The following is a 19,828-nucleotide window of genomic DNA, read 5'->3' on the forward strand; positions in this document are numbered from 1 at the left end:
CCGAGTGCACCGCGAGCCTCGCCGGCTGCCGCCGCTGAGGGTGTCGCGAATCCGACTCGCCCTGCCATCGCGGCCGGTTGGCCAGGTCAGAGCCGGTAAGGAGTGAAGTAGCATGCGGCGGTGATCCGCTCATGAGACCCACGATCGCGGCCGACACCCTGCGCCGGACCCTCACGCAGTACCTGACGACCACCTTCGGCCTGACCGAGGAGGGCGTACGCCAGGGCCTGGAGGGCTTCCTCTCCCACCCGGAGCAGGGCATCTTCCGTGGCCCGTACCTGCGGATCCGCACCCCCTTCCGCCCAGCGGAGGGGGACTGGCGGGCGTGCCTGGACTGGGCGCCGGCCGACTTCACCCCCTACCTGCACCAGGCGAAGGCCTTCGCCCGGCTGTCGACCAGGGGAAAGGTGGCCGAACCGACCCTGATCACCACCGGCACCGGCTCCGGCAAGACCGAGTCCTTCCTGATTCCGGTCCTCGACCACTGCCGGCGCGAGCGGCAGCAGGGGAAGGCCGGCATCAAGGCGATCCTGCTGTACCCGATGAACGCCCTCGCCACCGACCAGACGCAGCGCATCAACGAGCTGCTCGCCGACCCGGCGCTGGCCGGGGTCACCGCCGGCCTCTACATCGGCGACGTCGCCGCCATCGAGTACCCGCACGTGTTCACCAAGCGGTCGGAGATGCGCCGCACCCCGCCGGACATCCTGATCACCAACTACAAGATGCTGGACCTGCTGCTCCAGCGCGCCGACGACCTGCCGCTGTGGGAGGGCGCCGAGCCGGCGTACGTGGTGCTGGACGAGTTCCACACCTACGACGGCGCGCAGGGCACCGACGTCGCGATGCTGCTGCGGCGGCTCGCCGCCGCGCTCGGTCTCGACCAGCCGGACCGGCCGCTCGGGCCGATCTGCCCGGTCGCCACCTCCGCCACCCTCGGCGAGGGCGGTGGCCGGGACGGCCGCACCGCGATCCGAGAGGTCGCCGAGCAGGTCTTCGGCGTCGCCTTCGACGGCGACTCACTGGTGGGGGAGGACCGGTACGAGCCGGGCGAGTTCATCACCCGCCAGGACTTCAACCTGCCGCTGCCCAGCCCCGAGCAGCTCGCCGCCGTCGACGACCGCAACGCCGAGCGGATGATGGCCGAGGTCGCCGAGCTGGTGGTCGGCGAGCCCTGCCTCCACGACCCCACCCGGCTCGGTGAGCTGCTGCGCCAGCATCCGCTGACCAAGGCGGTGCTCGACTCGCTGCAGGCGCGGCCGGGCACGCTCGACGAGATCATCGACGTGCTGCCCCGCAAGAACGCCACCGGCTGGGGCAGCGCCATGAAGACCCGCCCCGAGGTCACCGCGAAGGCCCTCGCTCGCTTCGTCGGCCTGCTGTCCATGGCGCAGAACCCGGACGCGCCGGGCCGTCCGCTGCTGAACATCGAGACCCACCTGTGGGTGCGCGCCGTGTCCCGGTTGCTGCGCGGCACCTCCCACCAGCCTGCCTTCGGCTGGTACGGGGAAGCACCGCGGGAGCCGGACCCGTTCGCGCCCGACGCGGACGTGGTGGTGGCCGACAACCGCTACCCCCGGCTGCCCGCCATCTACTGCCGGCACTGCGGCCGCTCCGGCTGGATGGCGCTGTCGCCGGAGAAGGACCCGCAGGAACTGGAGACCGACCCGGACAAGATCTACCGGGCCAGCGTCGGCCGGGACAAGCGCCGGGTCCGCGCGCTGGTCGCCGCCACCGCGGACGAGATCCGCCAGCGCCCCGCTGGGCTGCTGGTTCTGGAGTACGGCCGCCGGGTGCGCCCCTTCGACCCGCAGCGGGACCGGGAACCCAACGAAGACGAGATCCTCGTGCTCGGTGACCTCTCCGCGATCGACGCGGCGGAAAAGGACCGCTGCCCCTCCTGCCAGATGGACCACGGCATCCGCTTCCTCGGCGCCGGCCTGGCAACCCTCGCCTCGGTGGCGATCACCCAGCTCTTCACCGGCGGCGAGCTGGACGAGCGCGAGCAGAAGACGCTGCTCTTCAACGACTCCGTCCAGGACGCCGCGCACCGCGCCGGGTTCGTCGCCAACCGGTCGTACGCCTTCTCGTTGCGCTCGCTGCTGGCCGACCAGCTCACGTCCGGCGAGCCCGTCGGGCTGGACGAGCTTGTCGCGAAGATGGTCAAGGAGGCGGCGCAGCCGGAGATCCTCTCCACCGTCGTCCCGCCGGACCTGCACGACCAGCCGGGCGTCGACAAACTACTCGCCGGTGAACACACCGGCAGCCGGGAGACCTGGTCCCTGATCAGCGAACGGCTCGTCTTCGCCACCGTGATGGAGACCGGGCTGCGCTCCCGGCAGGGCCGCACCCTGGAGCTGACCCGCAGCATCGCCGTCGAGGTCGCCCTCGACGACCCCGCGACGGCCGCCGCGATCTGCCGCGACGTACACCTCACCGGCCCCGGCCAGCTCGGCGGCGAGCCACCCGACGACGCCCGCTACCTCGCCTTCCTGCGCGGCCTGCTGGAGCGGTTGCGGACCCGGGGCGCGGTCTACCACGAGTGGCTCGTGCCGTATCTGAGGCGGGGTGGCACCCGGTGGCAGGTCTGGGGTGGCCGCCCGGCCGGCATGCCCGCCTTCCCGAAGGGCGTGTCGGCGCCGGCGTTCCTGCTGGCGACGTCGAAGTCCCGCTCCGAGTTCGACGCGATCAACGCGCGCGGCAACTGGTACCAGGACTGGACCTCGCGGTGCCTCGGCATGGACTCCGGCGACACCGGCGCCTACCTGGCCCGGCTGCTGCCGGCCCTGGCCGCCGCCGGCATCGTCGCAGCGGGCGACACCGAGGACGGCAACACCGTGTACGGGCTGATGCCCGGCCACCTGCGGGTCACCCGGCTCGACGATGCGCAAGCCGTACGCGCGGGGGTCGGCTGCGACACCTGCCACTGGCAGCAGACCGCCCACCCCGACCGGATGGCCGACTGGGCCGACCAGCCGTGCCGGCAGTACCGCTGCCGGGGCCGGCTCCAGGCCGCCCACGACGACACCGCCCCGGACGACTACTACCGGCGGCTCTACCTGGAGAGCTCGGTCTTCCGGGTCGTCACCGGCGAGCACACCGGCATGCTGACCCGCGCCCAGCGGGAGACCGTGGAGAAGGAGTTCCGCGAAGGGCAGCGGTACACCGACCCGAACGTCCTCTCCTGCACGCCCACCCTGGAGATGGGAATCGACATCGGGGCCCTCTCCGCGGTCGTGCTGGCCTCCCTCCCGCACGGGCCGGCCAACTACGTGCAGCGGGCCGGTCGCGCCGGCCGCAAGAGCGGCAACGCCCTCGTGCTCACCCTGGTCGGCCGCAGCGAGCGGGACCGTTACTACCTGACCGAGCCGCGCGACATGATCGCCGGGCAGATCGTGCCGCCCGGCTGCTTCCTCTCCGCCGTGGAGATCCTCCGCCGGCAGTACCTGGCGCACCTGATCGACCTGGCTGCCCGCGGCCGGCTGCCCGGCGTACTGCCGATGCCCCGGCGGGCACACGTCCTGTTCGGCGCGAGCGGCTGGCTCACCAACCTCGCCGAAGCCGGCCGCCGCGACGGCGCCCGGCTGGTCGAGGACTTCCTGGCGCTCTTCGGGGACAAGGTCCTGCGGACCGCCGCCGACCAGCTACGCGAGTTCGCGATCGACGGGATCGTCCACCGGGTGAAGGAGGCCGACGAGGCCTGGGAGGAGCGACTGGCCGACCTGCGACGCCGGCTCCAGGAGATCGCAACCGCCCGCGGCACGCTCGTGCAGAGCGACCCGGACCACGCCCGCGAGATCAGGATGCTCAAGGCGGAGGAGGGCGCGGTCCGTCGCCGCCTGCGGGAGGTGAGCGCCGCCGCCGCGCACGGCACCCTGGTCGAGTTCGGGCTGCTGCCGAACTACGCGCTCATCGACAGCCGCACCGACCTGGAAGCCACCCTGACCTGGGAGGAACAGGCCGACGGCGACCGCCGGTTCCACAGCGAACTGCGCGAGTACGCCCGACCGGCCCGCCCGGCGTTGGTGGAGATCGCACCCGGCAACAGCTACTACGTCCGCGGCTACAAGCACGAGATCTCCGGACTCGACGTCGGCCCGCCCGACCGCCCCGCATATGAGCAGTGGCGGGTCTGCGCCCAGTGCGGCTACGTGCGCGCCCACCTTGCCAAGGAGGACACCAGCTCCTGCCCGCGCTGCGGGGACCGGGGCATCGCCGACCACGGGCGGCTCTTCCAGGTGCTCAGGCCGACCCGTGTTTACAGCCGCGACAAGCGCGACGACGCCCGGATCCGGGACGACAGCGACGATCGTGACCGCCGCTTCTACGCGACCACGGTCGCGGTCGACATCGACCCGGCGAAGGTTGAGTCGTCCTGGCGGCACGCCCGCGATACCTTCGGCGTCGACTACAGCCGGTACGCCATGATCCGCCACTTCAACCTCGGCGCCCAGCGCTATGACCGTGCCGCCGAGCTCTTCGCCGGCGACGAGGTGCGGATCAACCGGTTCCATACCTGCACCTCCTGCGGCGGCACCACTGTGGACGGTCGCCCGGCGGCCAGCCAGGAGCTCGCCGCCCAGGCGTCCGGCGCGACCGTCGTGCAGGGTGCCGAGCACCACCTGCCCTGGTGTCCGTACCGGCGCTCACCGGCGGCACCCGACACCCACGTCGACCTGATCCTCGCGCACCAACTGGAGACCGAGGCGCTGCGCATCCTCATCCCGGCGGCGACCGCGATGGTGCAGGAGCGACTGCTGTCCTTCGCCGCCGCGGTCCGCCTCGGCATCGCGGCCCAGTACGGCGGCGAGCCGGCCCACCTGCAGACTGTCCCGGCCACGATGCCCGACGGGCAGAGCGACGGCACCCGCAACTTCGTGGTCGTCTACGACACTCAGCCGCAAGGCACCGGCTACCTTCACCGCCTCGCCAAGCCGGAGGAGTTCCGGGCCGTCCTGGAGCTGGCCCGCCAGCGCATCGCCGACTGTGCCTGCCGGCACGAGGCGAAGCCGGTGTGCCACCGGTGCCTGCTGCGGTACGCCCGCAACGAGCACTTTGCGCTGATGAGCCGCGACGAGGCGCTGGGCATGCTTGACAAGCTCCTCGACACCTGGGACGTCGAGGAGGGCACCCGCACCGATGAGATCTCGCTGATCCACCAGGTGGAGAGTGAGCTGGAACTGCAGTTCCTCACCAAGCTGCTGAAGCTCGGTGAGACGCCGGGCTCCGGGCTGCGGGTCGACCCGCGCCGCGACCACGACGGCGCCAGGATCGCCGACCTGCGGTTCGTCAGGGACGGTGGGCAGAGCGTCACCCACTGGCAGATGAAGCTGCAGAACACCGTCAAGGGCACCCGACCGGATGTGCACTTCAAACGCCTCGACGCATCGTCACCGGAGGTGGCGGTCTACCTCGACGGCTTCAAGTACCACGCCACACCGCAGTACAACCGGCTGGCTGACGACGCGGAGAAGCGAGCCAGGTTGCGCGCCCACGGCTACCTGGTCTTCGCCGCCACCTGGGACGACGTCAAGACCTGGGGGAACACCGAAGGGCAGGGGCGGTGGACTCCGTACGGCGGACTCAGCAAGCAGACCGCTAGGAGCAAGTTCCGTGACATGCTTCCTGGTGCCGATCCCGTGGAGCTGGAGCAGACGATCTGGGTCAACCCCATTGATCAGCTCATGGGCTTCCTTGCCGACCCTGACCTGACCCGCTGGCAGCGGCGGGCGGAAGCCGCGCTGTGGGGCATGCTCAAGCAAGCCCGGGACAACAGCAGGACCGACTCCAGCGGAGTCGCGGAACGGTTGATCCCTGCTCTGCGCGGAGATCCCCTGCCCACGCCGGCCCCAGGGCGCATCGTGGTCGCTCGTGCCCGGGACAACGCGGACTGCCCGGTGACGATCGTCCTCGACGCGCGCACCCAGCCGTTGCCGACCTTTTCGGCGCTCGCGGTTCTCGATGACCTGCCCGCCGCGGTGGCGGGCGAGGGGCACAAGGATCGCTGGGCCGCCTGGCTCGCCTGGGGCAACGTCATTCAGTTCCTCACCAACGGCGGCGGGGACGCCGGCCAGCTCGCGGTCTCCACCGTCGCCGCTTTCGACCCGGCCTCCATGGCGGTCACCGAAGGAACTGGACTGGTTCTCACCCAGCGTGCACTGCCGCTGGACGAGGAGACCGCCACCTGGCTCGGTGTTGCGCCGCAGCAGGCCGGGCCGGCATCCGTCGACGACGAATCGCCGTGGCGGGACGTCCTGCGGTACGTGGACCCGGACGAAGCCACTCTGGAGGCGCTCGTACAGCAGCTCGCGCGGCAGGACCTGCCCACGCCGGTCGTCGGCTACGAGCTCGGCGACCAGGGTTGGCAGGCCGAGTTGGCCTGGCCCGAGCATCGGATCGCGATCGTGCTCACCGGCTCGTCAGGTGATCCGGAGATCGAGGATCGCGACCGCGCGTACGCCGAGGCAGGCTGGCACGCACGGACCGCCCGGGAGTGGTCGGCGGAGGAGCTGGCAGCACAGCTCATGTGGACGAGTGGGGGAGAGAGCTGATGAACACCGGAGCCACCCTGCGGATGCTGGACCGGGCCGACAAGGAGGTCATGAAGCTCACCCGCGCCGACATCGGGGCGGTCTACGAGTTCATGCACAAGTTCCGGCACAACCCGGAGAGCCCCGGGCTCAACCTCAAGTCGCTCAATGGCGACTCCCGGTTGATGTCCGCCCGCGTCAACAGGGACTACCGGGCGCTGCTCCTGCACATCGCCGACCGTGACTATCTGCTCGTCTCGGTCAAGCACCGCGGCGAGGTGTACGACGACCTGTCGCGGTACGCGTACCGGATCAACCGGGTCACCGGTGGGATTGAGGTCGTCGACCTGGCGCCGGTCGGCGACAGCATCGTCGGACGGGTGGTGCCGCCGGACGCCGAGCCGGAGCCCGCGCAGAAGCCACTCTTCGACGCGTACACCGACGCGCAGCTGCTGGAGCTGGGCGTTTCCGAGCCGCTGCTGCCGCAGATCCGCGAACTCACCACCGAGGCCGAGTTGCTCGAACTGCTCGACCGGGCACCCCAGCTCACCACCGACGTGCTCTTCGCACTCTTCGACGGCACTCCCTACGACGAGGTGCGCAAGCAGGTCACCGACCCGGTGCGCGCCGAGGAGCCGGTCGACCCGGAGGACTTCGAGGCGGCCGTGGAACGCCCGGCCACGCAGGTCACCTCGGACGACGAGGCGCTGCAGGCGGTCATCGGCGAGGCCTTCGAGCGGTGGCAGATCTTCCTGCACCCGACTCAGCGCAAGCTGGTCGAGAAGAAGTACAACGGCCCCGCCCGCGTCGGCGGCGGGCCCGGCACCGGCAAGACGATCGTCGCGCTGCACCGGGTCGCACACCTCGCCCGACAGTTGCCGCCCGGCACGGACAAGCCCATCCTGCTCACCACTTTCAACCGCAACCTCGCCGCCGATTTGCGCACCCGGCTGCTGGCCCTCGGTGGGCAGGAACTGGTGGCCCGCGTCGACATCGTCAACATCGATCGGCTGGCCAGCCGGGTCGTGACGGAGGCGAAGGCGGGCGGCAGCCGGCGGGTCGTCGACGACAACCAGGTCCCCGACCTGTGGGGCGAGTTTCTCCTGGAGACCGGTGAGACCGGGTGGGACGCGGAGTTCCTCGCCGCCGAGTGGACCCAGGTGATTCTCGGCCAGGTGCTCAACTCGCGGAACGAGTACTTCAAGGCACGCCGACCCAACCGGGGCCGCAGCCTGACCCGGGTCGAACGGGACCAGATCTGGCAGCTGACGGAGCGCTTCACCACCTGGCTCGAAGCTCGGGGCGTCTGGACGTGGCGCCAGGTCGCCCAGCGGGCAGCGCGCCTCGAGATGGACCGTGCGGCCGCCGGTGGCGAGTCCTCGGGTGGCTTCTACCGGCCGCGCTACCGGCATGTCGTGGTCGACGAGGCGCAGGACCTCAGCGCCGCCCACTGGAAGATGCTGCGGGCGATGGTCGCCCCCGGCCCGGACGACATGTTCCTCACCGGCGACACCCACCAGCGCATCTACGACAACCACGTCACGCTGGGCAGCCTCGGCATCAACATCCGTGGTCGCTCGTCCAGACTCACGCTGAGCTACCGCACAACGCGGCAGATCCTGGCCGACGCCCTCCAGATCATGACCGGCGAGGTGTACGACGACCTGGACGGCGGCGAGGAGGACCTGGCCGGCTACCGCTCGCTGCTGCGGGGAGCCCGACCGGTGTTCCGGGGCGCCCCGACCTGGTCGCAGGAGCGGGATCTGATCGCCGGGCAACTGCGAGCGTGGGACAACCCGACCGACGGTTCGGTGGCGATCTGCGTACCCACACGGGAACTGGCGGCGGACGTGATCAGCCGGCTGGAGGCCGACGGACTGCCGGCCGTCGAGATCGGCCCCGACGGCCCGAAGCAGCCCGATGGCATCCACGTCGGCACCATGCACCGATTCAAGGGCCTCGAATACCAGCGCATGATCATCGCCGCAGTCAGCGATGGCCTCGTGCCCCGGCAAATGATCAACCGGTATCGCGACACCGACCCGAAGCGTTACCAGCGTGAGCGCCAGCGGGACCGGTCCCTGCTCTTCGTCGCCGCCACCCGCCCCCGCGACGAGTTGGCGGTGTTCTGGCACGGCACGCCGAGCCCGTTCCTCACCAGTCGACTCGTGCAGCGACAGCTACCGTGAGGATCGGCCCCGGGAGGCGGGGCCGGCTCGAATGCCTTGGAGGCGAGCGTGCAAGCGGGGGACCGCATCGGGGACCGGTACGAGCTGACCTATCCGATCGGGCGCGGCGGGATGGGCCAGGTCTGGGCCGGCTTCGACGAGCGACTCGACCGCCCCGTGGCGATCAAGTTCCTCCGGCAGATGGAGGTGCCGGAGGACGAACGTGAGGTGGCGGTCAAGCGGTTCCGGCGCGAGGCGAGAACCACCGCCCGTCTTGAACACCCCGGCGTACCCGCCGTACACGACCTCGGTGAGCACGGCGAGGACCTCTACCTCGTCATGCAGCTCATCCGTGGGATCGTCCTCGCCGACCACATCGCCGAGCAGGAGCAACTAGCCGTGGGTGAGGCGGCCTCGATCGGCGCGCAGATCTGCTCCGTGCTCGCCGCGGCCCATGCCGCATCCCTTGTGCACCGCGACCTGAAGCCCCAGAACGTCATGATCACTCCCACTGGGACGGTGAAGGTTCTGGACTTCGGCGTCGCCGCCCTGCTCGGTCCGGCCGAGGCGTCGCGCCTCACCGCCACCGGTCGTACCCTCGGCACTCCCGCCTACATAGCTCCCGAACAGGCCACCGGTGGCCCGGTGGGACCTGCCACGGACCTTTACGCCCTGGGATGCGTGCTGTTCGAGATGCTTGCCGGGAGGCCACCGTACGAGGCCGCGAACGCGCCCGACATGCTGCGCCGACACCTTCACTCGCCGGTCCCGATCATCACCGATTACCGGTCGGACGTGCCGGACGACTTGGCGCATCTCGTGTTCTGCCTGCTCGCTAAGGAGCCTGGGGACCGGCCGGCCTCAGCCCTCGAAGTCGAGCAACTTCTGACACCCTTCCTCGGCGATCACGCCATGGCTGCGGCGATGCCGGCAGCGCTCGGTCCTCGGCCCGTGTCTGACGCCGTGCCAGCTCCGCGGACGCCTCTGGAGCTGACTGAGTTGCGGGCGAGGGCGCACGAACTGGCCGAGCAGGAGCGGTTCGTGCAGGCGGCCGGTGTGCTGGAGCAGGCCCTGCGTTCCATGCCTGCTACCGATCCGGCAGCGGCAGAGAAAGCCGTTCTACGTATGGATATCGCTAACCTGTACATGCTTGCCGGCAACTTCAGGTGTGCAGGAGCAGCCTTTGAGGCACTGGAGCAAGATCTGGACCAGTCAAAGGACGAGCAGGGCCTGGCAGAAGAGTGCCGCAGACAGGCAGCCGCCTGCCGGCTGGAGATGGGCTTGACCGGAACCGCAGCAACGCCCATTCGCCCTGGTTTGGACACGACCGCATAGCCCGTCTGGTCTGTGCCCCGTATGCTTGCGCGCCGCTCGATGGGTTTCCCCCTGAGATGTGGACACCCTGAGACTGGACGTTGGTCCAGAGGAAGGGGTGTCCCCGTTGGGGCGTCCATCGAAGTACACGGAAGAGTTTCAGCGTGACGCGGTTGACCTGGTGCGTTCGTCGGGTCGGCCGATCAATCAGGTCGCTCGTGAGTTGGGGATGAGTCACGAGACGCTGCGGAACTGGGTCCGTAAGCAGGAGCGGCAGACCGGCACGGGTTCGGCGTCGGGTGGGGAGACGCCGTCGGTGGCGGACAAGGACGCTGAGATCGCCCGGCTGCGGCGTGAGGTGGCTGAGTTGCGGCAGGAGAAGGAGATCCTGCGTAAGGCAGCCGCCTATTTCGCGAAGGAGATGGATCGGTGACCAGCCGCTTCCGGTTCATCTCCACCCACCGCGCCACCTGGAGCGTCAAGCGGCTGTGCCGGATCCTGGCCGTGTCCCGCGCCGGGTTCTACCGGTGGGCCGCCAGCGAGCCCGCCCGTCAGGCTCGCGTCGCCGCCGAGGACGCCCTGGCCGAGCAGATCACCCAGGTTCACGCCGACTCCGGCGGCACCTACGGCTCCCCACGGGTCACCGTCGAGCTGCACCACCAGGGCGTGCGGGTCAACCGCAAGCGGGTCGAGCGGATCATGCGGCAACGCGACGTGGTGGGCCGGCACCTACGCCGCCGTAAACGCACCACCATTCCGGATCCGGCCACCCCGCCGGCACCCGACCTCATCGGCCGGGACTTCACCGCCACCGCACCCGACCAACGGTGGTGCGGCGACATCACCTACCTACGCGTCGGCGCCGGCTGGCTCTACCTGGCCACCGTCATCGACATCGCCACCCGCCGACTGATCGGCTGGTCGATCAACACCCACATGCGCACCAGCCTGATCATCGACGCCCTCGACGCGGCGGTCGCCGCCCGCGGCGGCCGGGTCGACGGCGTGATCTTCCACAGCGACCGCGGAGCCCAGTACGGCAGCGCTGATTTCGCCGACGCCTGCCAACGGCACGGCATTCGCCGCTCCATGGGACGGATCGGCTCGTCGTACGACAACGCCCTGGCCGAGTCGTTCTTCGCCACCTGCAAGCGTGAACTCGACGTCGACCACCGACGGTGGGCCACCGAACCCGACGCCCGCCACGACGTGTTCCGATGGATCGCCTTCTACAACCACCGCCGCCGCCACTCCGCATTGGGCTACCTCAGCCCCGCCGACTACGAACAGACCCTCACACCGACTACGCTGCATCAGGTCGCGGCATAACCCGGTGTCCACATCCCGGGGGGAACCTCACGATACCTATGGGTCGGCGCGTGTCCAGGCAACTGGGAGTTGCTGCGCGAGGATCGCACCGTTCGCGACCGCCAGGAGGATCGAAAGGCTCATCACAGGCGGTGGTGGTGGCGACGGCGTTTTCGCCGAATGATGCTGATGGGCGACTCCGACGGCCCAGGAGTCTGGTTGTGCGGCCACGTGAACAACCACTCTTCGCGGCGTTCACAAAGGCGGACCATGCCCTTGGCGTAAACCCGAGCCAGTCCTTCCTGATTCTTGGAGTCGCGGACGGCAACGACGCCGGGGGCGATCTCGACAGCGCCTCGCCGAGCGTCCGTGCATCCAACCCCCCCTGCCTGCGGACGTGCTGGCGATGAACGCCTTCGACCTGTCGCCCGCGCAGATTCGCAACCGGCTGATCCTGCAGGCGCAGCGGGCGGCGCTGGCCGCCGTGACCGGACCGCAGCCGCCGGCGCGCCCACATGGCCACGCCGAGGCGGCCCCGTCAGCAGTGGCCCGGGTACCGGTTGTCCCATGCGTGTCCGTCGCCTCCCGGGGACGTGGTCCAGATCGCCGAGTCCGACTACCGGTACGCGGACGCTCCGCTCCGGCTGCGGATCGTCCGGGTCCGGCCGGACATCGGTGAGTGGTACGACGGCGAGTGGGCGTGGCTCGAAGGCGTCGAGATCTGCCCGAACGGCCAGGATGGGGCGGTCCGGCCGGTGCTGGCCCGGGTCGCCGCGCTGCGGCCGGAGAGGTGAGAGGTCAACGTAGGCCCGCGGCACCTGACACCGTCCTCGACGGGGCAGCAAGATTGTGCAGAACCTGGCAACCTTGCCAGGCGCTGAATCGCCCCGGGAGGACCTGCCATGACCGAAGCCACGAAGGACGCTGTCGACGACGACGCCGGAGACGATGCCGACCGGAAGGTTGTGGAGCATGAACGGGCCGAGATCCGGGAGTTCATCAAAGGGCTGAGCCCGGACGACATCAAGTCAGGCGGCTGGTTCACCAAGCTCATCGCCCAGAGCCTGCGCTCCTACACGGAGAAAGTCGACTGGCAGTACTTCCAGAAGCGGTACAAGGGCGTACCCGCGGATGCCATCGTCGATCAGCGGATCAAGATGGCGGCGCGGTACGCCGCGCTCGAAGGTGGGCTCTCCGCCGGGGCCTACTCGGCGGCTATCGTCGCCACCCTCGGGAGCTTTGGTGGTGCCTCGCCGGCGACTGTCCCGGCCGCTGTCGCGACCTTCATGGTCGACGTCGCGTACATCACCCGGCTCCAGCTCCGGCTGGCCTATGACATTGCAGTCCTCTACCGAGTCCCGCTAGACCTGTCCGACCCCGATGACATGTGGAAGCTCATCCGAGTGGCCTTCACGATCAAGGGCGGGGAAATGGCCCGCGAGGGCGTGGTCAAGGCGGTCCCGGTCGTAGTGCGACCGCTGATCAAGCGCTTCTACTCTGGGGCGGTCCTGAACGCCGCGAAGAGCGTCCCCATCGTCGGAAAGTTCCTCCTACAACGCAACGTCATCAAGATCGGTATCCCCGTGGTCGGCGTTCCCCTTGCGGTGGTCTTGAACCGCTATACGACGCTGCTCGCCGGGCGGCACGCGCGAGCCGTCTTCCGGAACGAGGCGCGGGTGATCGAACTCGCCGAGGGCCTGAGCAAGCGGAGTCAGCACCCCGAGTTGATGCTGTGGGTCGCGTGGCTCGTTATCACGGCGGACCACAAGATTGCGGACGACGAGACGCTGTTGATGCGGCACCTGGTGAGGCTGGTCCGGGATCAGCATCAGGTGATTGATAGACAGCTCGAGCATGTTGTCGACATCGACCCCGCCGAGGTGTGGCGACGCCTGGACGCCGAGCCAGGGGACCTGAGTGACGTCCTCGAGGCGGCCGACATCGTGGCCGCTGTGGATGGTGCCGCCAACGGTCTCGAGAAGGCGGTCATCTCCGAGCTTCGAGATCGCTGCCGCCGAGTCTGACGCACTGAGACGGAATGCTGACGGCGCTGATCAACCGAGCATCTCCATGACGGTCGTGTCGATTTCGGGACTGGCACGGTGTCGAGCGAGTTCGGCTCGGACCGGCCAGCGTCGCTTCCCGGCAGCCCGGCTCGGACGCCGCGGCCTGAACTTTGACGAGGTGTACGTCTTCCTCGACCGGGTCGCCGTCTACGACGTCTAGAGCCGACGGGAGACTCTGCGGATCAAGGTGGGGCTGCGCCGGTGGCGTCCGAGCAGGCCGAGGACGGCCGCCGGCGAGTGGACGGTACGTGGTCCACCTGCCCGTTGTCGCCGCCGACCACGACGGCGAGTGCTCTCGCCGGCTCCGCCGTTGACCGTTTCCTTGGCTTTCGGTTTGCCCCCGCTCCGCGAACACGGCGAGCGACGTCCGCTTCTCCGGCTTGCGTGGGGGATCTCGTCGGGCGTTGTCCGAACGAGATGAGACACCGGGATCCCTCGAATGCCAGCAGCGAGCGAGGGCCTGCGATCTCGAGCTGGGTTACGCCGCGCGGATGAGTTCCAACGCCTGGATTGCGATCTTCACTGATGCCGGCGGAAGGTGCGGGGCCTGCTCGTCACTCACCGGGGTTGGCGCACCTAACCGGACCTCCACGATCACGTTGGCGTCCAGTACCTCAACCATCGTATCCCCGGAGACCTCCTGGTAGCGTACGGCATCCGCCGCGATGTCGGAGCCGCCCTCGAAGGGTTGGGCCGCGCTAGCAGGGGCGCTCTGCTCGAACCCGGTGCGCGCTGCGTCCCTGCTGTCGAACGTCTGCACGCTCACAAACACGAACCCGCCCGCGTACCCGTCACCGCCGAAGAATCCCTGGACGCATCGGAAGTTGGGGCCCCGGTCATGGTCCGTCGGGGGCGTCGGCATCGCCTCGCGGAAGGCCGGGTTGGCAAGCGTGTAGTCGATGCGGTCGCAAAGGTCGGCCGGCACAGTGTGCATCAGGCCGGCCGGTACCGCAGCCGCCGGCTCATCGTCGCTGGCACAGCCGCTTAGCAGCAGGACGGGCACTGTGGCGCTGGCAGCTGCGATCAGCGCTGCTCGGGAAGGCAAGATCGTCACGGCGGGGGAGTGTGCCAGGCTAGTCGGGCTGCTGGCAACGTGCCGCGGACCCCTGGCTCGACCCGGTGACTCCGAGATGAGCGTCCGTAACCGCCGCCGTCGGCGACGCGCTGCCTGCTGCCAGTCCGAGCAGGCCAAGGGTGGCCCCCGGTGGGCGGACGGTACGGAGAGTGCTCACGTCGCCTGCGTCGCTGACGCAACCCGACGATCCGTCTTTCCAACTGCCCAACCTGCCGAGTGCGGTCGTGATCATCAGGCGGCTAACGTGCGCAGCACGGGAGGTGGTCAAGGTGGCACGCTGGGATGCCTGGTTCGAGGACGGGCAACTTGTCGTCCGGCGTGGGCGGTGGCTGCCGTGGCTGAAGGCGCAGGTCCGGTGGATACCGCTGGCCACGGTTCTTCACATCGGGTCGCTCACCGTGGCCGACCATGCGAAGCGGCGCGGGCAGGTCACCGTTCAGGACCCGTCGGCACCGCACCTGACCGAGGTCATCCCGGTCCGGTTCACGCCCGAGCAGTGGGAGATCGCCGGCTGGTTCGTGCGGGAACGGCAAGGGGCACCGACCGAACCGCCCCAGGAAGGGGACGTCCCGCCCCGCCCGGCTGCCGACGTTCCGGCACAGGCGCGGCGACGGGTGCAGCCGCTGGCCGCTCTGCAAGCCCACCTGGCGGCCAGGCCGGCGGCGCCGCCAGCCACCGCCGGTCCGACCCGGGAAGCCCCGCCGCACAGCGCGACTACTCCGATGATGCGGGCCGGCGACGGCAAGCGGTCGGTCTGGCTGTGGCAGCAGAACGGAGAGATCCACGCGTCTCTCGTTCCGGTGGGCAACACCATCCCGCGCAAGCTGAGCCCCGCCGATGTCGCCCAACTCCTGCTTGCTGACCCGGCCAGGGCGATGCCGGCGATCCGTGCGTTGACCGGCTTCGCCGACAGCCGGCAGGCGTTGGCCCGCCTGCGGAGCTGGCAGGCGGCGGATCGGGTCGTGGTCAACCTGAGTGCCTCCGACCTGGCCGGGCGGCGGGTCACCGAGGCCCTGCAGAAGCCGGGCCGCAGCAACCCGGACGGCACCGTCCGGACCGTGTCCGGCGGCCTGCCAAGTCTGAACAAGCGACGCCGTTGAGTCCGAGCCACGGAAACGCCAGGCGCATCCGACGCAGGCGCCTTCCCATCGAGGGCACCCGCTCCGCATCGTGCCCCTACGCCAGCGTCTTGATGGCCGAGCCTGCGCCGGCCCGCTCCTGCACAACGCGGCGGCGCCGGGCCGGCAGCCCGAGCGTCGGGTGGGCGACGCCCCAGGCCGCGCTCTTGCAGACCACTTCCTTGTAGACGGCGGCGAGCCGTCCGGTCAGGGCCGCCCGCTTGGCGCGGTCGTCGGCGGTGACGTACTGGATCAGACCCTCCTTGCGGCCCAGCGAGATGCACTGGTTGAAGTAGCGGATCGGCAGGTTCGGCAGCTTCCCGCCGGTCAGACGCGCCACGATCGCGTCGGCGGCCTGCCACGCGGTCGGACCTCCCGAGGCGCACGACATCCGCAGCGGCTTGTCCCCGGGGCCCATCGCCATGGCCGCGTCGCCGACGGCGTACACGTCGGGGTGGGAGACCGAGCGCATGGTCCCGTCGACGACGATCTGACCGATGCCGTTGATCTCCAGAGCGGTCGTCTTCGCGATCGGGTGGACCGCGAAGCCGGTGGTCCACACGGTGACCGCGGCGGGGATGGCGGTGCCGCCGGCGGTGGTGACGCGGTCGGCCTCGACACCGGTGACGGCGGTGTGCTCGTACACGGTGATCCCGAGCTTGCCGGCGACCTTCCGCAGGTGCTCGCGGCCCTTGGGGGAGAGCCAGTCGCCGAGGCCGCCGCGCACGGCGAGCGCGACGTCGAGGTCCGGGCGGGCCTCGGCGATCTCGGTCGCGGCCTCCACGCCGGTGAGACCGCCGCCGACGACCACCACGGTCTGGCCGGCGTCGAGGCGGGCCAGGCGTTCGCGCAGCCGGAGCGCTCCGGGCCGGCTGGTGATCTCGTACGCGTGCTCGGCGGTCCCGGGGACGCCGGCCGCGTTCCAGCCACTGCCGAGGGCGTAGACCAGCGTGTCGTAGGCGAGTTCCTCGGCACCGCTCGCGCCGGCGATGGCGACGGTCCTGCGGTCGACGTCGACGCCGGTGACCTTCGCGAGCCGCAGTTCGACGCCGGTGCCGGCGAACATCTCGCTGAGCGGCCGGGGCTTGAGGCCCTGGCCGGTCGCCAGCTGGTGCATGCGGACGCGTTCGACGAAGTCGGGCTCGGCGTTGACGAGGGTGACGGCGACGTCCTCGCGACGGAGCCGCTTGGCGAGGCGACCGGCGGCGAAGGCCCCGCTGTACCCGGCCCCCAGAACGACGATGCGGTGCTGCATTTCCCTGCTCCTGTCCTGCCGCGGTTGTGCCACCTGAACCGGGCCGCCCGCCGTTTCCTGACAGGAACGCGATATGAAGCACCTCACAGGGCGGTCAGAGGGTGAACAGGGGCTCCCCGTGGTCGGTGGCCGCCCAGCGCGCGGTCGCGCGTTCGAGCTTGTCGGGGTTGACCTGGTTGCGGACCGCGGCGATGCCCTCGGCGGTGACCTCCAGGCACATGACCCCGACGACGCGGCCGTCCACGACGGCGACGACGGCGGGCTCGCCGTTGGCGCTCCAGGCGTAGACCTCGGCTTGGCCGCCGAAGATGGCGCGCTTGCCCTCGCTCGGTTTGAACAGGCCCCGCAGGAACTTCGCGACCGCGACCGCGCCCTCGAACGCCTTGGCGCGGGCCGGGACCTTCCCGCCGCCGTCGCCGACCGAGACGGCGTCCTCGGTGAGCAGGCGTACGAGCCGGTCGACCTGGCCGCTGGCGGCGGCCGTCAGGAACTCCTCGACGACCCGCCGGGCGGCAGCGGCGTCGATCTCGGTACGGGTCTTGCCGCCTGCGACGTGCTTCTTGGCGCGGTGGAAGATCTGCTGGCTGGCGGCCTCGGTGAGGTCGAGGATCTCGGCGATCTCCCGGTGCTGGTAGTCGAAGGCCTCCCGCAGCACGTACACCGCCCGCTCGTTGGGGGAGAGGCGCTCAAGGAGGGCGAGGACCGCGTACGAGACCGATTCGCGCTGCTCGGCGGTGTCGGCCGGGCCGAGCATCGGGTCCCCAGCGAGCAGCGGCTCGGGAAGCCACTGGCCGACGTAGGTCTCGCGGCGAGCCCGCGCGGAGGTGAGCTGGTTGAGGCACAGGTTGGTGAGGACCTTCGTCAGCCAGGCCTCGGGCACCTCGACGCGGTCGACGTCGGCGGCCTGCCAGCGCAGGAACGTCTCCTGCACGGCATCCTCGGCCTCCGCGACGGAACCGAGGAGGCGGTAGGCGATGGCCGCCAGGCGCGGTCTGGCGGCCTCGAACCGGTCGACGTCGTTCGCGCTCCAGGGCATGGCTCGATCCTAGGCCGCGCGCCGGGCACCGATCTCGGGATGGTGACGACGCACTGGTCACGGGTGGGGAAGACGGCTGGTTGTGGAAAGAACTTCCAGCTCCGGGTGCTGCATGGAAGGATTTCTTTCGGCCGATGCCGTTGGTACTGTGCTGCCCGTGCATCCCCCTCCCACGGTCACCGCCCCACCGGATGGCCCCGCACCGACCTCGGAGTCCCCCCGCTCCACCGCCCGGAAAGGGAAGCCGGCGCGCTTCGCCGAATCCGGCCTCGGCTGGCTGCTGCTGCTGCCGTCGGTCGTGGTCTTCGCGCTGTTCGTGTTCTGGCCGCTGGGGCGGACGCTGTACCTGTCCGTGCACGGCAACGACCTCTTCGGAGCGCCGTCGGTGTACGTCGGCGCCGAGCACTACCGGGAGATGCTGTCCGCCGAGTTCGGCAAGGTGCTGGCCACGACGGGCCTGTTCACGCTGTTCTCCGTGGTGCCGGCCGTCCTGGGCGCGCTCTTCGTGGTGCTGCTGCTGGAGGCACGCATCCGCGGCGTACGGGTGCTGCGCACCGCGTTCGCGCTGCCGTTCGCGTTCTCGGTCGCGACCGCGTCGGTCGTCTTCGCCGTCATCTACAACCCCGCGATCGGCGTGGCGAACGGGGTGCTCGGATCCTTCGGGATCGACCGGGTCAACTGGCTCACCGATCCGGCGATCGCGCTACCCGCCGTCTGCGCCGCGACGGTGTGGATGAACCTCGGCTACAACGTCCTCGTGCTCTCCGCCGGCGTCGCGGCGATCTCACCCGAGGTGGTCGAGGCGGCGCGGCTGGACGGTGCGACCGGCTGGCGGCTGGCGTCCCGGATCACCGTTCCGCTGCTCTCCCCGCAGTTGTTCTTCCTGGTCGTGGTGTCCACGATCCACGCGTTGCAGAGCTTCGGACAGATCCACATCCTGACCAAGGGCGGCCCCGACCAGGCCACGACGACGCTGGTCTACTCGATCTACGAGAAGGCGTTCGCCTTCGGGTCCTCCGACTTCGGGTCAGCCAGCGCCCAGGCCGTGGTGCTGCTGATCGTCATGCTCGGCTGTACGGCTGTCCAGTTCGGCATCCTCGAGCGGCGGGTCCACTACCGATGAAAAAGTTCCGTTTCGGGCAGGCCGCCGTCTACGTCGTGCTCGGCCTGTTCCTGATCCCGGTCCTGTTCCCCATCTACTACGGCTTCGTCGGCGCCGTGATGGGCCCCGGTGACCTGGCGACCTACCCGCCCGCGCTGGTGCCGCACCAGCTGTACTGGCAGAACATCACCGACGTCTTCCGCTCGGTGCCGCTCGGCCGCTTCTACGTCAACTCGGCGGTCCAGGCCGGGGCCATCACGGTGGCGCAGATCGTCACCAGCATCCTGGCCGCGTACGCCTTCGCCTTCCTCCGCCTGCCGGCGAAGGCGGCGACGTTCGGCCTGTTCCTGGCCACCCTCATGGTGCCGTGGGAAGCGATCATCATCCCCAACTACCTGGCCATCTCCGGCTGGGGGCTGGCGCGGGGCGGGTTGACCTACCTCGGTCTCGTGCTGCCCTTCCTCGCCTCGGCGTTCGGCACGTTCCTGCTGCGCCAGGCCTTCCTGCAGTTCCCGAGCGAGCTGCGGGACGCCGCGGTGATCGACGGGTGCGGGCACTGGCGCCTGTTGTGGCGGGTCATCGTGCCGCTGTCCAAGCCGTCGATCGCGGCGGTCGGGGTCTATGTCTTCCTGTCGGCGTGGAACCAGTACTTCTGGCCGCTGATCCTGATCCGCGACTCCGAGTACCAGACCCTGCAGATCGGCATCTCCCAGCTCAACGACGCCGAGGCGGCGCAACCGGGCCTCGTCCTCGCCGGCGTCGCGCTGTCCCTGCTTCCCACGCTGGCCGTCGTGCTCTTCGGCCAGCGCTACATCGTCCGCGGCCTCACCGCCGGCGCGCTGCGTTAATTCGTCAA

The 19,828-nt window shown here is 69.9% G+C and carries 12 protein-coding genes; 9 read left to right on the forward strand and 3 right to left on the reverse strand.

The window, feature by feature from the left end; genetic code table 11:
- Positions 1-131 precede the first annotated feature (131 nt).
- The 6 genes from EV376_RS19055 to EV376_RS19080 all read left to right on the forward strand — a co-directional run bounded on the left by EV376_RS19055 (position 132) and on the right by EV376_RS19080 (position 13,344).
- Positions 132-6,551: a DEAD/DEAH box helicase gene (locus tag EV376_RS19055; protein ID WP_130325119.1), complete on the forward strand. Its 6,420-nt coding sequence runs from the start codon at positions 132-134 to the stop codon at positions 6,549-6,551.
- On the forward strand, positions 6,551-8,719 hold the full coding sequence (locus EV376_RS19060) for a UvrD-helicase domain-containing protein (protein ID WP_130325121.1): 2,169 nt from the start codon (positions 6,551-6,553) through the stop codon (positions 8,717-8,719). The genes EV376_RS19055 and EV376_RS19060 overlap by 1 nt, the downstream gene beginning before the upstream one ends.
- A 48-nt stretch (positions 8,720-8,767) precedes the next feature.
- A complete protein-coding gene (locus EV376_RS19065) occupies positions 8,768-10,033 on the forward strand; it encodes a serine/threonine-protein kinase (protein WP_130325123.1) in 1,266 nt (421 codons plus the stop codon).
- 106 nt (positions 10,034-10,139) lie between these two features.
- Positions 10,140-11,341, forward strand: a protein-coding gene (locus EV376_RS19070) for an IS3 family transposase (RefSeq protein WP_486482694.1) whose coding sequence is annotated in 2 segments (ribosomal slippage) — positions 10,140-10,406 and positions 10,409-11,341 — 1,200 coding nt in all. Because the reading frame shifts where the segments join, the coding sequence is not laid out codon by codon here.
- A 572-nt stretch (positions 11,342-11,913) separates the two neighbouring features.
- Positions 11,914-12,114 (forward strand): hypothetical protein, encoded by a 201-nt coding sequence (locus EV376_RS19075; RefSeq protein ID WP_130325125.1) that lies wholly within the window; start codon positions 11,914-11,916, stop codon positions 12,112-12,114.
- A gap of 108 nt (positions 12,115-12,222) precedes the next feature.
- Positions 12,223-13,344 carry a hypothetical protein gene (locus EV376_RS19080; protein WP_130325127.1) on the forward strand — a complete coding sequence of 374 codons (1,122 nt, stop codon included), beginning with the start codon at positions 12,223-12,225 and terminating at the stop codon, positions 13,342-13,344.
- Between the two features lie 520 nt (positions 13,345-13,864).
- Here EV376_RS19080 and EV376_RS19085 read toward each other — a convergent pair.
- Positions 13,865-14,440 (reverse strand): hypothetical protein, encoded by a 576-nt coding sequence (locus tag EV376_RS19085; protein ID WP_130325129.1) that lies wholly within the window; start codon positions 14,438-14,440, stop codon positions 13,865-13,867.
- A gap of 290 nt (positions 14,441-14,730) precedes the next feature.
- Here EV376_RS19085 and EV376_RS30935 point away from each other — a divergent pair, with 290 nt between their 5' ends.
- Positions 14,731-15,561: a hypothetical protein gene (locus EV376_RS30935; RefSeq protein WP_486482695.1), complete on the forward strand. Its 831-nt coding sequence runs from the start codon at positions 14,731-14,733 to the stop codon at positions 15,559-15,561.
- Positions 15,562-15,637: 76 nt separating this feature from the next.
- On the opposite strand, the gene EV376_RS19095 is transcribed toward EV376_RS30935, so the two are convergent.
- Both EV376_RS19095 and EV376_RS19100 read right to left on the reverse strand, forming a co-directional pair.
- On the reverse strand, positions 15,638-16,834 hold the full coding sequence (locus tag EV376_RS19095) for an FAD-dependent oxidoreductase (RefSeq protein WP_130325131.1): 1,197 nt from the start codon (positions 16,832-16,834) through the stop codon (positions 15,638-15,640).
- A 94-nt stretch (positions 16,835-16,928) separates the two neighbouring features.
- On the reverse strand, positions 16,929-17,870 hold the full coding sequence (locus EV376_RS19100) for an RNA polymerase sigma-70 factor (RefSeq protein WP_130325132.1): 942 nt from the start codon (positions 17,868-17,870) through the stop codon (positions 16,929-16,931).
- 157 nt (positions 17,871-18,027) lie between these two features.
- Here EV376_RS19100 and EV376_RS19105 point away from each other — a divergent pair, with 157 nt between their 5' ends.
- Both EV376_RS19105 and EV376_RS19110 read left to right on the forward strand, forming a co-directional pair.
- On the forward strand, positions 18,028-18,993 hold the full coding sequence (locus EV376_RS19105) for a carbohydrate ABC transporter permease (protein ID WP_207228212.1): 966 nt from the start codon (positions 18,028-18,030) through the stop codon (positions 18,991-18,993).
- Complete coding sequence (locus tag EV376_RS19110; RefSeq protein ID WP_130325136.1) at positions 18,990-19,820, forward strand: carbohydrate ABC transporter permease; 831 nt, start codon at positions 18,990-18,992, stop codon at positions 19,818-19,820. The genes EV376_RS19105 and EV376_RS19110 overlap by 4 nt, the downstream gene beginning before the upstream one ends.
- Positions 19,821-19,828: the final 8 nt, after the last annotated feature.

The organism is Micromonospora sp. CNZ295 (assembly GCF_004217535.1).